This is a genomic window from Enterobacter cloacae complex sp. HYC042_NIDB (assembly GCF_056673315.1).
Genome location: NZ_CP109650.1, coordinates 4,189,583 through 4,203,382, shown reverse-complemented (window position 1 = coordinate 4,203,382; position 13,800 = coordinate 4,189,583). Strand labels below are relative to the sequence as shown.

Here is a 13,800-nt window from a genome sequence, read left to right as displayed (position 1 = left end):
CCCTGGTTTTTTCAGGGTGTTTCTTCCCTTGACTACTACATGGCGCGGCCTCAAACTCTCAAAAGAGAATGATTTTTATTTATATTTGTTTCCCTTTTTTATTACGTTGGCATGCACGTGGCTCACAACACGACAAAACCGGGTCTGGTTCTGGAGAATCTTTCTGCCGGTTATCAGAAAAAAATCATCGTTGATGATATTTCCCTTGCGGTCCCCCAGCAGAAAATCACCGTTCTGGTGGGGGCGAACGGCTGCGGAAAATCCACGCTGCTGAGTACCATCGCGCGTTTGCTTCAGCCGCTTGGCGGCGCGGCGGTTCTCGACGGCAAGGCGATCCACGCGCAGCCGACGAAAGCCGTCGCCCGCCAGCTTGGCATCCTGCCGCAGTCTCCGCTGCTGCCGGAAGGGTTAACCGTCTTTGAGCTGGTCTCGCGCGGGCGTTTTCCCTGGCAGAACGTTATGCGCCAGTGGAGCGACGAGGACGAGCAGGCGGTGGAGGAGGCCCTGCGCCTGACCGGCACGGCCGAGTTTGCCCACATGCCCGTCGAAAGCCTGTCCGGCGGCCAGCGTCAGCGCTGCTGGATCGCCATGGCGCTGGCGCAGCAAACGCCCTATATCCTGCTGGATGAACCCACCACGTTCCTCGATCTCCGGTATCAGGTGGAGATCCTCGAACTGCTGCATACGCTGACGCGCGAGCACGGACGTACCGTGGTGGTGGTGCTGCACGATCTCAACTTCGCCGTGAGCTACGGCGATTCGCTGGTCTTTTTACGCCAGGGAAAAGTCGAGGGCGTACTGCATGAAGGGGACGCCTGCACGCCGGAGCTGATTAAAGCGGTGTTTGATGTCGACGTGCATATGTCCATCAATCCGCTGACCGGTAAACCGTTCTTTATGCCGTTTCGCCAGGTCGCAAAACAGCCATGATGCGCACCTCTCTGGCTTTCCTGATGTTCGCCCTGCTGCTTGCAACCGGCGCGATTGCCCATCTGGGGATCGGCGCCCGCTTTATCGCCCCGCAAACGGTGGTGGAGGCCATCCTCCACTTCGATCCGCGCAATTTCGACCATAACATCATCATCAAGCTCAGACTGCTGCGCCTCTGCGCCGCGATGGTGGCGGGGGCCGCGCTCGGTGTGGCGGGCGTGCTGCTGCAATCCACGATCCGCAACCCGCTCGGCGAACCGCATATTCTGGGGCTCAACGCCGGGGCGGCGCTCGCGGTGGTGCTGACGAGCGCGCTGGGGATGACGCTGCCGTTTGGGCGCCCGCTGATTGCCGCCGCCGGAGCCGCGGCGCTGTTTCTGCTGGTGCTCACGTTCTCCTCGTCCGGACGCACCGGGCTTACACCGATGAAGGTCACGCTGTGCGGCGTGGCGATGTCGGCGTTTGCCTCGTCGATTACCGCCACGGTGCTCATCCTCGATGAACAGACGCTGCTCGCCATGCGCACCTGGCTGGCGGGGGATTTAGCGGGGGTCAGCGGTGAAACGATTGCCGCCGCCCTGTGGGTGGCTGGCGTGGGCTTTGCGCTGGCGCTCTGGCTGTCGCCCTCGCTCAACATGCTGGCGCTGGGCGACAGAATGGCGCAGGGGCTTGGCGTATCGCTGCTGAAAACGCGGCTGCTTGCCCTGATGGCCATCGCGCTGCTCTGCGGTGCGGCAGTCTCCCTCGCCGGGCCGATCGGCTTTATTGGGCTCGTGGTGCCTCAGCTCGTTCGCCGTCTGGTGTCGGTCGATCTGCGCGTGATGGTGCCGCTGTCCGCCCTGTGCGGGGCGCTGGTTCTGCTGCTGGCGGATATCGCTGCCCGCACGCTGTTTTCGCCCTGGGAGCTGGCAACCGGCATCATGACCGCGCTGGTTGGCGCCCCGGTCTTTATCTTCATGGCCTCGAGGATGTTTAAATGAACCGCGCCGGACTGCGTGCGCTACGCGTTGGCACCTTCTCGGCGCTGGTCCGCCCAAAGGCGCTGGTATGTCTGGTCATCCTGACGCTGGCCGCCTGCCTGCTGACGGGGTTTGGCCTGACGCACGGCTCTCTGCCCATCCCCACTTCCGCCATCGGGCGCGCGCTGTTTTATCCAGAAACCCTGACGTCAGAGACGCGCTACATCGTGATGGATATCCGCCTGCCGCGCCTGCTGATGGCGGCGCTGTGCGGTGGGATGCTCGGCATGGCGGGGGCGGCAATGCAGTCCATTACCCGCAATGGCCTGGCCGATCCGGGGCTTATCGGGGTGAAAGAGGGCTGTAGCGCGGCGGTATTGCTGCTGATATTTCAGTTCCCGGCGCTGGGCCTGGCCTGGCGGCCGCTGGTTGGCATGGTCGGGGGGCTGCTCACCGCGCTGCTGGTGGTGGCTCTGGCGCGCGATATCTCACGTCCGCGATTCATCCTGATCGGCATCGGCGTGTCGTGGGTCTTTGCCGCCGCAATGGGCGTCTTTATGACCACGGCGGACGTGCGCGACGTGCAGACGGCGATGCTGTGGCTGGCGGGCAGCCTCCACGCGGCAAACTGGACGCTGGTCTGCATTGCCGCTGCCTGGGCGCTTCCGGCGTTTGCGCTGCTGCTGTTTACCGCCCGCGCTGCGGACGTGGCGCTGCTTGGTAACCACACCGCAGCGGGCCTTGGCGTGCGCACAAACCGGCTGGCGCTTCTCAGGGTTCTCGCCCCGGTAGTGCTGACGGCGGCCTGCGTCTCCTGCGTGGGCAGCATTGGTTTTGTCGGGCTGATTGCGCCGCACATGGCGCGCCTGCTGCTCCGCGGCGGGCAAACGGCGCTCCTGACGGGTAGCGCCGTGCTGGGGGCGCTGCTGGTGCTACTGGCGGATAACGTCGGGCGGCTGGCATTCCTCCCGCTGCAGCTGCCGGCGGGAATTGTGATTTCACTGATTGGCGGACCGTTTTTCCTGCTGCTGCTCTGGCAGCGTCGGGACAGATTTTAGGGGATTAACATGCGCATACTGTTTTCATTGCTGTTGCTGGTGGGGTTTGCGGCGAGCGCGACCGAGCCGACGCAGACGTTTACTGACGATCTGAACCGTAAGGTGGTGGTGCCGGTGCATCCGAAACGGATCGTCTCGCTACACGACCTGGACATTACTATTCCGCTGATTGAGCTTGGCGTGCCGCCGGTGGCAAGCCATGGCCGCACCCGGCCGGACGGCAGCCATTTTCTGCGCTCCAGCGGCATGTTGACCGGCGTCGACTTCGATAATTCCGACATCAAGTTTATCGGCACTGCGGATATCGACATTGAAGCCATCGCCGCCGCAAAGCCTGACCTGATCATTACCGAGCCGACGCGAAATACCCCGGTGGAACAGCTGGAGAAAATTGCCCCGACGGTGAGTATCGATCATCTCGACGGCGGCGCGCCGGAGATCTACCGCAAGCTGGCGCAGCTGACGGGCACGCAGGCGCGGCTCAAGGTTCTGGAGCGGCGCTATCAGGAGCAAATTAAGGCGCTGAAAGCGACTATTGATACCCGCAAAGTGAGCGTGTCGGTGATTCAGGCCAATCAGGGGAAAATCAACGCCATGCACAGCTATCACTCGCTGGGCCGCGTGCTGCGTGATGCCGGGTTCACCTTCCCGCCGCTGATTGAGTCCATCCCGGAAGGGGGACGCATTGACGTCAGCGCCGAGCGGCTGCCGGAGCTGGATGCGGATTTCGTTTTCGCCACCTGGCGCGGGGATACGGGCGGCAAACCGCAGGATGAGCTGGCGGCGATGGATGCGGTGATGCCGGGCTGGTGTCAGTTCCTGAATGCCTGTCGGACCGGACATTACGTGCTGATCTCGCGTGAAGAGGCCATCTCGAACTCGTTCGCCTCGTTAGGGCTGATGGCCGCGCAGGTCCAGTCGCAGATTGCCGGACGTCCGCTGCCGGAGGCGTCACGATGAGCCGTAAAGTTGATCTCTTCGGCGACCGCCTCCGCTCCCGGTCGCACCAGCTCACGCCGCGCCTGCTGCAGGTGGCGCGCTATATCAATGAAAATCGTGAAGCGGTGATGGAGCAGACGGCAATGGAGATCGCGACGCTGCTGAAAACGTCGGACGCTACCGTCGTTCGCGCCATCCAGGCGCTGGGTTTCGCCGGGCTGCGCGATCTCAAGCAGACGCTGGAGCAGTGGTTTGGCCCGGTCGTGACCTCCAGCGAAAAGATCTCCACCACGGTGAATACGCTGACCAGCGACGTCAATGCGAGCATTGATTTCGTGCTGGAGGGGCATCAGCACACCTGTGAAGTGTTGTCTGAACCCCACAACCGCTTCGCGATGGCGCAGGCGGTCTCGCTGCTGGCGCAGGCGAGGCAGGTTGCCATATTTGGGATTGGCGCGTCCGGGATTTTGGCCGACTACACCGCCAGGCTGTTCAGTCGGATGGGGCTACCCGCCACGCCGCTTAACCGCACCGGAATAGGGCTGGCCGAGCAGCTGATAGGTCTCCAGCGCGGGGATGTGCTGATCATGATGGCGCAAAAATCCGCGCATCGGGAAGGACAGACCACGCTGCGCGAAGCGAAACGGCTGGGTATTCCCACCATTTTGCTCACCAATGCCACCGACTCCCGATTCAGCAAAGAGGCCAGCGTGGTGATCCACGTTCCGCGCGGCGGCGAGAAGGGCAAAATCCCGCTCCACGGCACGGTGCTGCTGTGCCTGGAGATGATTGTTTTATCCGTCGCTTCCACCGAGCCGCAGCGCACCATCAAGTCGATGAAGCGCATCAACGAGCTTCACCGTGGGCTAAAGCCGGGCAAGAAAAGCAGTTGATTGTCTCCCTCTTCCCGCGGGAGAGGGGCGGGTGAGGGTGTCATACCGCACGATGATTCTTCCGGTACTGCAGCGGCGTCTCGCCAATCCCCTTCTTAAATGCGCTGATAAACCAGGTCACGTCAGAAAATCCCACCCGCGCGGCAATCTCCCGCACGCTCGCGTCACTGTGCAGCAGGCATTCGCACGCCTTACGCAGGCGGAGCGTGTTCAGGTAGTGGTGGATTTTCTCCCCCGTCTCCGCATGAAATTTTCGCGACACGTAGCTGCGCGATCTGCCCAGTTCCGCTGCCAGCGCGTCGAGGCGGAATTTCTCCTGATAATGCTCGTCCAGCCAGAACATCACCTGGCTGGCGATCCCCGAGCTGCTGCCCGGTGCGCCGGTACGATCGTCAGGCAACATAGCAAACAGGCTAATCAGCAGCCCGGCGATGCTTTCGCTGCTCATCGGCGGCGGATAACGGCTGAAGAGATGATCGACATGGCTGTGGCAGTGTGCCAGGTCAACCACCCACGCCTCTGAGCCGCGACGCGAGAGTTTTTCCAGCCGCTGCTGCGTGTGCGGAAAATCACGCAGACACTTCAGCACCGCATGGTGGTCGAGGTGAATAATCGTGCGCCGGTAAATCGCTTCCGCCTGTTCGTCTACCCTGACTTTATGCAGGGTAAACGGCGGAAAGAAAAACAGGCGTCCGGGGCGCATGGTGTAGTGACGGTTATCGACAATCGCGACGCCAAACCCTTCTTCCACATAGAGAATTTCAAGACACTGATGCCAGTGGTGGTAACGCACCGTGTTAGCAAACAGGCGGCTGAACGACGCTACGGTGTCGTTTAAGGTAATGAGTTCAAGACGATCGGTTATGGGCGCGTCATGCATAGTGCAATAAAACTCAACTTTTCCCCGTCAGAAGAGATTTATAAACCACCTTTTTAAATTTTATCAACCGCAGGTTTATCGAACGTTCTCACCTGTGACGTGGCTAACATTTCTCCACCTTACGCATTCACTATGCTTGGCCGCAGTTGATGACGAGGGTGGAACTATGCGGGCGGAAAGCGAAGAAAAATCAAATCTGTTGTCTTCACGCCAGGACGTCGTGGCGTCTCTGAATACCTTACTTGGCGCGCTGGATAAGCAGTTTCCGGTAAATCATTCGCGGTTCTCGCTGGGTGATACCTGCGCGCACTACGCGACGGATATCGCGCAGATGGAGGGGCTCTCCCGCGCGCTATGGGGGCTGTTTCCGCTGTTGGCTTCGGGCGATGCTTCGCCGTTTAGCGAGAAGTACATGCAGGCCATCAGGATCGGCACCGATCCGCAAAGCCCGGGCTACTGGGGCGAAACCGCTCCGTACGATCAGCGTCTGGTCGAGATGGCATCCTACGGTCTGGGGCTTTCCCTGCTGGGGAATAAACTCACCGATTGCTTCAGCGAGCGCGAGGTGATGAACCTGCACGCGTGGCTGAATCAGATTGCCGACGCGCAGATGCCCGACAGCAACTGGAACTACTTTGCCATTATGGTCCAGCTGGGCTTCAAACGCGCCGGGCTGCCGTACGACCAGGCCGCCATCGACCATCGGTTTGCGCTGATGGAGGCCTATTACCTGGGTGACGGCTGGTATTCCGACGGCGCGGGTCGCCCGAAAGATTACTACATCTCCATGGCGTTCCACTTCTACGGCCTGATTTACGCCACTTTAAGCGGCGATGAGGCGAGGGCAGAAGTGCTGCGCGAGCGCTCGCGTCTGTTTGCGGAGGACTTTATCTACTGGTCCGCCGCGGACGGCGCGTCGGTACCGTTTGGCCGCAGCCTGACCTACCGCTTTGCGATGGTCGCCTTCTGGAGCGCGGTTGCCTTCTCTGAACTTGACGTGTTCACGCCGGGTATTGTGAAGGGCATTATCCTGCGCCATCTCCGCTGGTGGCAGCAGCGGACAATTACCGACCGGGACGGCATTCTGACCCTCGGTTTTGCCTGTCCGAACCTCGCCATGTGTGAGGACTATAACTCTCCCGGCTCGCCCTACTGGGCGCTAAAAAGCTACCTGATTCTGGCGCTGCCGAAGACGCATCCGTTCTGGCAGGCAGAAGAACAGCCGCTGCCCACGCTGGCGGAGAAGCACGTCATCCCGCACGCGCAGCAAATCCTGATGCATTCGACGAACTCTCAGCACGTCACCATGCTCACCGCCGGTCAGCTGGAGCTGAACAACTACGTCAACACCGAAGCGAAATACACCAAATTTGCCTACTCCAGCCGCTTTGGCTTCACCATTGAGCGCGGGCGCTTTGGCCTGAAGCATGCGGCCTGTGATTCCATGCTGCTGCTGGCGGACGGGGATAACTATTTCCGCGGCCGTCGCGAGTGCGACGCGGTGCGGGTGGATGAAAACTACATCTATTCACGCTGGTCGCCGTGGCACGACGTGCACATCGAGACCTGGCAAATCCCCTTCGGCGAGTGGCATTTGCGCCTGCACCGCATCAACAGCGCGCGCACGCTGCAAACGGCGGAGGGCGGTTTCGCCGTGATGAAAACGGAGCACCAGATCCGCGCGCGCGGCAGCTATCTGGCGGCAGAGAACGGCAGCAGTGCGATTGTCGATCTGTCGCCTTTCAATGAACGCACCCCGGACAGCATCGTCACGCCGCCGAACAGCAGCATCATGTTCCCGGAGTGCGCCTCCATTCCGCTGTTAAAAACCGATCTCCAACCGGGAGAGCGCTGGCTCTGCTGCGCCGTCATTGCCAGTGAAAAACAGAACGTTGCGGCCGCGCCGCAGCTGGATATGAACCATAACCGGGTCGTAATCCGCGATCCTGGAGGCGAACGTCTGCTGTCGTTCACGTTATAAAAATTCTGACCCTACACCTCGGCGAGGATGGTATGAAAAATACATCGACAACCAACAGAACCGAATATTACAAAATCAGCAGCTTTATTTTTCTCTATTTCTTTACCTGGTCCGCGAGTATTGGCCTGCTGGCGATCTGGCTGGGTCAAAAAGCGAATCTCAGCGGGACGGTAATTGGAACCGTGTTCGCGGTGAACGGAATATTTTCCGTTATCCTCAAACCCATCTACGGCTATATTCTCGATAAAATCGGCATGAGCAAATATCTGCTCTATTTTGTGGTCGCCATGTCGGCCCTGATGGCGCCGTTTTTTATTTACGTCTATCAGCCGCTGTTAATGTCCAGCACCTTGCTGGGGATTATTATCGGCGCGCTCTATTTAAGCTTTGCCTGGTATGCGGGCGTGGCGGCGTGTGAATCTTATTCCGACCGCTTCAGCCGCTTAAACGGCATGGAGTTCGGGCAAATTCGTATGTGGGGCTCGCTCGGCTGGGCGGTGGCATCGTCCTTCTCCGGCCTGCTGTTCAACCTCTCACCGACCTATAACTTCATTATGGGCAGCGTGACGTCGATCGTGATGCTGGTTGTCCTGCTCAGCCTGAAAGTGAACACTAACTCCGTTCATGCCGATGCGGTACTGACCAAAGAGAAAATCGCCCCGGCAGATGTGTACGCCCTGCTGCGTAACCGTAAATTCTGGGCTTTTTGCCTGTACGTGGCGGGCGTGGCGTGGATGATGTTTATCGCCGAGCAGCAGTTCTCGCGCTATTTCGTTACCTTCTTTGACGATATTCATGAGGGCAACGCGGTGTTTGGCTATCTCGGTACCGTGCAGTCGGGCATAGAATTCGTCATGTATATGGTTGTCCCGCTGTTCGTTAACTTTATTGGCGCCAGGCGCGGGCTATTAATTGTCGGGCTGATCGTCGGGGTGCGTTTGATTATTTCCGGGATGTGCGACTCGCATCTGTTAATTTCCGTGCTCAAGCCGCTATACGGTATAGAAATTTGCCTGCTGCTGGTGTCGGTCTTTAAATATATTGCGGAGCATTTCGACAAGCGCGTGAACGCCACCATGTATTTGCTGGGCTATCAGGCGATTCTGTACGTGGGGAACGTGGTGGTTTCCTCGCCTGCCGGATATATGTATGACCGCATCGGCTTTGAACAGACCTATATCATCATGGGGGCGACGGCGCTGATCTTTACCTTTATTTCTGCCTTTACGTTATCCGCCTGCCAGAGCAAATGGCGCGGCCCCCGCCCGCTGAACGTAGCAGAACCTTCATCACGCTGACCACAAGGAACCGAAATATGTTAAGTCGTATCAGAGAGGAACGCCTGTCTGCCATTCCTGCTCCCGTAGACTCGCGCCTGTTTAGCGATGAACTGATCTCTGCGCGTAGCCATGTCCTCGAGCTGATTAGCCGTCATTTAACGGCATTCGGAGAGCAGTTCCCGGCGGAAACCTGCCGGAACGGTTATTACCCGCTGACCGACAACGTAGAGTGGACAACCAGTTTCTGGACCGGCCAGCTGTGGCTGGCGTGGGAGATGAGCGGCGAGGAGAAATTCCGCTCGATGGCGGAAAAACACGTGCGCTCCTTCGGCCTGCGCATCGCCGGGCGCAGCGACACCAACACTCACGATCTGGGCTTCCTGTACACGCTCTCCTGCGTGGCGGCCTGGAGACTCACCGGCAGCCGCGAGGCGCGCGGTTTCTCCCTGCTGGCGGCTGAAGCCCTGCTGGAGCGCTTTCATGAGAAGGCGAAAATCATTCAGGCGTGGGGCGATCTTTCAGACCCGGAGCAGGCCGGACGGATGATCATCGACTGCAACATGAACCTGCCGTTGCTCTACTGGGCGACGGAGCAGACGGGGGATCCGCGCTTTGCTGACGCCGCAAAAGCGCACGTCATGCAGGCGGCAAACTATCTCATCCGCGACGATGCCTCCACGTTCCACACCTATTATATGGACGTGGTAACCGGCGCGCCGCGCTACGGCAATACCCAGCAGGGCTATGCCGATGACTCCTGCTGGTCGCGCGGGCAGGCGTGGGGGATTTACGGCTTCCTGCTGAGCTATATCTATACCGGCGACGAGACGATGATTGCCCTGTCGAAGCGGCTGGCGAACTACTTCCTCAACCGTCTCCCGGAAGACTACGTCTGCCACTGGGATCTGGCGCTGGTGGGGACCAACGCGCTGCGCGATTCGTCCTCGGCGGCGATTGCGGTGTGCGGGCTGCTGGAGCTGGTGAAGCACCTGCCCGTGACGGATCCGGACCGGGAGCGGTATCTGGAGTGGGCCAAAGGCATTATGTCGTCACTGACGAAGCACTACCTGATGGGCAAAGAGGAGAAGGGCACCGGGCTGCTGAAGCACTCGGTCTATCACCTGGCGAGCAACAAAGGGGTGGACGAGTGCGCGAGCTGGGGAGATTACTTCTACGTGGAGGCGCTGGTGCGCTTTACGCAGAGCTGGAAACTGTACTGGTAAAAAAGGTCGGGGGGCATCCCCCGACTCGCGGATCACGCTTTAGGAATACGCAGCGTCTGGCCGGGGTAGATTTTATCCGGGCTGGAGAGCATCGGGCGGTTAGCCTCAAAAATCTTGTTGTACTGGTTGGCATCGCCGTACACGGTTTTGGAGATAGCGCTCAGGGTGTCGCCGGATTTTACCGTGTAGTAGGTGGCTTCATCTTTGGCATCGGTCGTGGTGATGTTGTTCTCCACCTCGCTGACGCCCGCGATGTTGCCGACGGCGACCTGGATTTTTTCTTTCTGCTCCTGGGTCAGCCCGTCACCCGTCACGCTGGCCTTGCCGTCGGTAACGTTAACCTGAACTTTGTCTGAACCGGGAATGTTGAGTTTCTTGAGGTGCTCGGTGATTTTGTCGCTCTGACCTTTGTGGTCGGTCAGGTTATCCCATAGCTTTTCGCCTGCTTCTTTCACGAAGTTAAAAAGACCCATTCCATCCTCCTGTTAATCATGAAGTCAGAATAAGCATAGCAGGTCAGAGAGAATTCCCTCCCCGGAAGGAGAGGGAAGGCAGGTTTTAAACCCCTTGCTCCAGAATACGGATGTGGGTCTCCAGCACGTCACCCTTCACCGCATCGCTCCACGCTTTCATGTGCGCGGTCTGCAGGTGTGCTTCAAGGTGCGCGACGGTTTCCCACTGCTCAACCATGATAATGGAGTCTGGCGCAGTGGCCTGGAAGCTTGCGTCGGTAGCGGCGTCCACCATCGGCGCGTAGCCGTGGCAGCCTTCTTCTTTCAGTACGGTTGGGATGATTTTCGCGAACTGATCCAGCACCGCCTGGCGGTGATGTTGACCTGGACGAGTACGGATTTCTGCGATTACTGTAAGCATGGTTACTACTCCTTTAATTCCAGGCTACCAGTTAAGCAAAAATTTTCGCGAGATGCTTGCGATATTCTGCGATATAGCTCGGGACGTCAGGCATTTTAATCACGTCGTTGACGATAAAAGTCGGCAGCGGATCCATTCCCAGGAACTGGTTCGCCTTGTGGAACGGCAGATACGCGCCGTCTACGCCCACGCCTTCGAAGAACTGATCTTTTTCGGTGAAGGCTTCCAGAGGGGCGTTCCAGGTCAGGGAGAGCATATATTTTTTGCCCTGAATCAGGCCGCCGGAGCCGTATTTTTTAGAGGCGTCTGAGCGGGTGCGTCCGTCGCTGGCATACAGCGAACCGTGACCTTCGGTGAAAACGTCGTCCATGTACTTTTTCACGGTCCACGGCGCGCCCATCCACCAGCCCGGCATCTGCCAGACAACCACATCGGCCCACAGGAAGTTCTGCACTTCGGCCTTCACGTCATAGTTGCTGTCCGCGCGCACGACCTTAACATCATGCCCGGCGTCGCGCAGGAAACCGTCCGCGACCTCGGTCAGGGTGTCATTCAGCTGGCCTTTAGAGTGCGCGAACTCTTTCGCGCCGTTGATAATCAGAATATTGCTCATTATTTGTCCTCGGTCATGAGAGTATGCCGGGTATTCTACGCGCGAGGACGGAGCGGAAAAATAAGCAAAATGTGCAAAGTCTTTTGCGCGAAATGCAATAATCCCTTACCAGTTAACCTTCACTTCAAAGCCGCCTTCTGGCGCATTGCCCAGCGAGACGCGCATGCCGTGCAGCGCGGCAATGCGTTTCACAATGGATAGCCCCAGCCCGCTGCCCGTGGCGTCCTGACCCGGTGGACGATAAAAGCGCTCGCCGAGACGCGCCAGCGCATCGGGCGAAATGCCCGGGCCATTGTCGCGCACGGTAACGCTACGGGTGTTCAGCGTCAGGTCTACCACGCTGCCGCGCGGGCTGTAGCGGGTGGCGTTATCCAGCAGGTTGCGCGCCAGCAGGCTCAGAAGCAGCTGCTGACCCGTGCGGGTCACCTCCGGCGCGTTGATGTGCAGGCGAATATCAATACCCGCCTGCTGTGCCGAAGGATAAATATCCATTACCGCAGACTGCAGCAGGTCGGCCATCGCTATCTGTTCTACGCCCTCCAGGCTGTCCAGAGAGTCCAGGCGCGACAGGGTGAGGAGCTGATCCACCAGCCGGGAGGCGCGGTCGATACCCGCGTGCAGCTGCGCCAGCGCTTTTTCCTGCGCCTGCGGATCGTCCTGAGAAAGCTGCGCCACGTCGGTTTGCACCTTCAGCGCCGCCAGCGGGCTGCGCAGCTCGTGGGCGGCGTCGGAGGTAAAGCGGCGCTCGCGGGTCATCATCTCCTGGGTACGGGTAAAAAGATGGTTCAGCGAGTCGAGCAGGGGGCGCACTTCCGCCGGCACGCCCTGAGTGGGCAGGGCGTCGGTGGCGTCCGGCGAGCGGGAACGCAGGGTCTGGGCCAGCTTTTTCAGGGGCTTCAGCTCCCGGCTCAGCAGGACAATAAGCAACAGCAGCATCACCGGCAGCGCCACCAGCCACGGCGTCAGCTGCGAGCTGACCACGTCCAGCGCCATATCCTGCCGGTACTCCCACTCCTGGCCGACAACGACACGGTATTTTCCGTCTGGCGACGTCAGCCATAAAAAGCGCCATTCATCGTTGTCATCCTGAAGCCGTCCGTCATCAAAGCCGTCACGACGATAGTGATACGGGATATCGCGCCCGTTTTCGCCGTCGTTAAGGATCATCGTGCCGTCTGAAGCGTAAATAGCGAAGGCCAGCGCGTCATCGTCCAGATGCCCGTGTTTGGCCTTTTTCGGCACCTCGCGCATGCGCTCCGGCGCGCGGATCTCGTCCAGATCCATCGTCAGCAGCCGTTTGGCAAACAGCATCTGCTGGGTGTCGAACAGCTTATCGAGCTTGTGGGTGGTCTGCTGCCACGCCACCAGGCTGGCGGCAAACCAGGCCGTCAGAGACAGCGCTAAAAAGAGGAGCGTCAGGCGCAGCTTCAGGCTCAGCTTCATGCGTCACCCAGGGTGTAGCCGATGCCGTGCACGGTGCGGATAAACCCGCTCCCGAGCTTGCGGCGTAAATGATGGACATGGACTTCGACGGCGTTGCTGGAGACGTCATCGTCCCAGGTATAAAGCTTTTCCTCGATCAGCTTGCGCGGCAGCACCCGGCCCGCGTTGCGCATCAGCAGCTCCAGCAGGGCGAACTCTTTGGGTTTAAGCGTCAGCGTTTCGCCCTCCAGCGTGGCGACGAGGCTTGCCGGATCGAGCGTCACCTTGCCGTGGCGCAGCTCGCTGCGGGTCTGGCCGTGGCTGCGGCGCACCAGTGCTTCCAGACGGGCGGCCACTTCTATCAGCGCGAACGGCTTACAGAGATAATCGTCCGCACCGAGGCGCAGCCCTTCAACGCGCTGGTTCAGCGCATCCCGCGCGGTTAGGATCAGTACCGGCTCGCTGCGGCCGCTTTCGCGCCAGGCGCGCAGGATCTCCAGACCGTCAATTCCCGGTAGGGTCAGGTCAAGCACCACGGCATCATAGGGCGCTGAGGCGAGCGCGGCCTGCCCGGTTTTCCCGTCGGTAAACCAGTCCACGCTAAAGCCCAGTTTGCTTAAGCCTGCTTTGATGCCATCGCCGATTAACCTGTCGTCTTCTACCAGTAAAATGCGCATGTTCCCTCCTTGATGCCGTCAGTAAACCCTCTGCAAGCGCCTGCTGTACAGTAAAAATAAATAAATTTTCCC

General features: G+C 59.5%; 14 protein-coding genes. 8 read left to right on the top strand and 6 right to left on the bottom strand.

All coding sequences use genetic code 11. The features are described from left to right. Positions 1-117: 117 nt before the first annotated feature. The 5 genes from OKF39_RS20070 to OKF39_RS20050 are packed head-to-tail and all read left to right on the top strand — an operon-like array spanning position 118 to position 4,779. A complete protein-coding gene (locus OKF39_RS20070) occupies positions 118-930 on the top strand; it encodes an ABC transporter ATP-binding protein (RefSeq protein WP_126817121.1) in 813 nt (270 codons plus the stop codon). Further along, positions 927-1,910 carry a FecCD family ABC transporter permease gene (locus OKF39_RS20065; RefSeq protein ID WP_048959956.1) on the top strand — a complete coding sequence of 328 codons (984 nt, stop codon included), beginning with the start codon at positions 927-929 and terminating at the stop codon, positions 1,908-1,910. Before OKF39_RS20070 ends, OKF39_RS20065 begins: the two co-directional genes overlap by 4 nt. Next, positions 1,907-2,947: a FecCD family ABC transporter permease gene (locus OKF39_RS20060; protein ID WP_473711913.1), complete on the top strand. Its 1,041-nt coding sequence runs from the start codon at positions 1,907-1,909 to the stop codon at positions 2,945-2,947. Before OKF39_RS20065 ends, OKF39_RS20060 begins: the two co-directional genes overlap by 4 nt. Before the next feature lie 9 nt (positions 2,948-2,956). Beyond that, positions 2,957-3,907, top strand: a complete 951-nt coding sequence (locus tag OKF39_RS20055) for an iron-siderophore ABC transporter substrate-binding protein (protein ID WP_048959954.1) — start codon at positions 2,957-2,959, stop codon at positions 3,905-3,907. Continuing rightward, positions 3,904-4,779 carry a MurR/RpiR family transcriptional regulator gene (locus OKF39_RS20050; protein WP_028014433.1) on the top strand — a complete coding sequence of 292 codons (876 nt, stop codon included), beginning with the start codon at positions 3,904-3,906 and terminating at the stop codon, positions 4,777-4,779. The genes OKF39_RS20055 and OKF39_RS20050 overlap by 4 nt, the downstream gene beginning before the upstream one ends. A gap of 40 nt (positions 4,780-4,819) precedes the next feature. Here OKF39_RS20050 and OKF39_RS20045 read toward each other — a convergent pair whose 3' ends face one another. Then, positions 4,820-5,659: a helix-turn-helix transcriptional regulator gene (locus tag OKF39_RS20045; protein WP_447616304.1), complete on the bottom strand. Its 840-nt coding sequence runs from the start codon at positions 5,657-5,659 to the stop codon at positions 4,820-4,822. Positions 5,660-5,825: 166 nt separating this feature from the next. On the opposite strand from OKF39_RS20045, the gene OKF39_RS20040 reads away from it, so the two are divergent. Genes OKF39_RS20040 through OKF39_RS20030 form a run of 3 tightly spaced genes read left to right on the top strand, consistent with a single transcriptional unit; the run spans position 5,826 to position 10,143 of the window. Then, positions 5,826-7,640 (top strand): DUF2264 domain-containing protein, encoded by a 1,815-nt coding sequence (locus OKF39_RS20040; RefSeq protein WP_479983296.1) that lies wholly within the window; start codon positions 5,826-5,828, stop codon positions 7,638-7,640. Between the two features lie 32 nt (positions 7,641-7,672). Beyond that, positions 7,673-8,938: an oligosaccharide MFS transporter gene (locus tag OKF39_RS20035; protein ID WP_479983295.1), complete on the top strand. Its 1,266-nt coding sequence runs from the start codon at positions 7,673-7,675 to the stop codon at positions 8,936-8,938. A gap of 17 nt (positions 8,939-8,955) precedes the next feature. Then, entirely contained in the window at positions 8,956-10,143 is a 1,188-nt protein-coding gene (locus OKF39_RS20030) for a glycoside hydrolase family 88 protein (RefSeq protein WP_150145052.1), read from the top strand. Between the two features lie 32 nt (positions 10,144-10,175). Here OKF39_RS20030 and lysM read toward each other — a convergent pair whose 3' ends face one another. From lysM to qseB, 5 genes are all read right to left on the bottom strand, one after another. Next, positions 10,176-10,616 carry a peptidoglycan-binding protein LysM gene (gene lysM, locus OKF39_RS20025; RefSeq protein WP_028014428.1) on the bottom strand — a complete coding sequence of 147 codons (441 nt, stop codon included), beginning with the start codon at positions 10,614-10,616 and terminating at the stop codon, positions 10,176-10,178. A gap of 85 nt (positions 10,617-10,701) precedes the next feature. Further along, complete coding sequence (locus tag OKF39_RS20020) at positions 10,702-11,016, bottom strand: putative quinol monooxygenase (RefSeq protein ID WP_008502984.1); 315 nt, start codon at positions 11,014-11,016, stop codon at positions 10,702-10,704. Between the two features lie 31 nt (positions 11,017-11,047). Beyond that, complete coding sequence (locus OKF39_RS20015; protein WP_041908121.1) at positions 11,048-11,629, bottom strand: NAD(P)H-dependent oxidoreductase; 582 nt, start codon at positions 11,627-11,629, stop codon at positions 11,048-11,050. 105 nt (positions 11,630-11,734) lie between these two features. Beyond that, on the bottom strand, positions 11,735-13,072 hold the full coding sequence (gene qseC / locus OKF39_RS20010) for a quorum sensing histidine kinase QseC (RefSeq protein ID WP_150145051.1): 1,338 nt from the start codon (positions 13,070-13,072) through the stop codon (positions 11,735-11,737). After that, on the bottom strand, positions 13,069-13,728 hold the full coding sequence (gene qseB, locus OKF39_RS20005) for a quorum sensing response regulator transcription factor QseB (protein ID WP_199886795.1): 660 nt from the start codon (positions 13,726-13,728) through the stop codon (positions 13,069-13,071). The genes qseC and qseB overlap by 4 nt, the downstream gene beginning before the upstream one ends. Positions 13,729-13,800 lie beyond the last annotated feature (72 nt).

Bases quoted from the DNA above. Each gene is read 5' to 3' on its own strand.
- OKF39_RS20065 (WP_048959956.1), top strand. From the start codon at position 927: ATGATGCGCACCTCTCTGGCTTTCCTGATGTTCGCCCTGCTGCTTGCA.
- OKF39_RS20060 (WP_473711913.1), top strand. From the start codon at position 1,907: ATGAACCGCGCCGGACTGCGTGCGCTACGCGTTGGCACCTTCTCGGCG.
- OKF39_RS20055 (WP_048959954.1), top strand. From the start codon at position 2,957: ATGCGCATACTGTTTTCATTGCTGTTGCTGGTGGGGTTTGCGGCGAGC.
- OKF39_RS20050 (WP_028014433.1), top strand. From the start codon at position 3,904: ATGAGCCGTAAAGTTGATCTCTTCGGCGACCGCCTCCGCTCCCGGTCG.
- OKF39_RS20045 (WP_447616304.1), bottom strand. From the start codon at position 5,659: ATGCATGACGCGCCCATAACCGATCGTCTTGAACTCATTACCTTAAAC.
- OKF39_RS20040 (WP_479983296.1), top strand. From the start codon at position 5,826: ATGCGGGCGGAAAGCGAAGAAAAATCAAATCTGTTGTCTTCACGCCAG.
- OKF39_RS20035 (WP_479983295.1), top strand. From the start codon at position 7,673: ATGAAAAATACATCGACAACCAACAGAACCGAATATTACAAAATCAGC.
- OKF39_RS20030 (WP_150145052.1), top strand. From the start codon at position 8,956: ATGTTAAGTCGTATCAGAGAGGAACGCCTGTCTGCCATTCCTGCTCCC.
- lysM (WP_028014428.1), bottom strand. From the start codon at position 10,616: ATGGGTCTTTTTAACTTCGTGAAAGAAGCAGGCGAAAAGCTATGGGAT.
- OKF39_RS20020 (WP_008502984.1), bottom strand. From the start codon at position 11,016: ATGCTTACAGTAATCGCAGAAATCCGTACTCGTCCAGGTCAACATCAC.
- OKF39_RS20015 (WP_041908121.1), bottom strand. From the start codon at position 11,629: ATGAGCAATATTCTGATTATCAACGGCGCGAAAGAGTTCGCGCACTCT.
- qseC (WP_150145051.1), bottom strand. From the start codon at position 13,072: ATGAAGCTGAGCCTGAAGCTGCGCCTGACGCTCCTCTTTTTAGCGCTG.
- qseB (WP_199886795.1), bottom strand. From the start codon at position 13,728: ATGCGCATTTTACTGGTAGAAGACGACAGGTTAATCGGCGATGGCATC.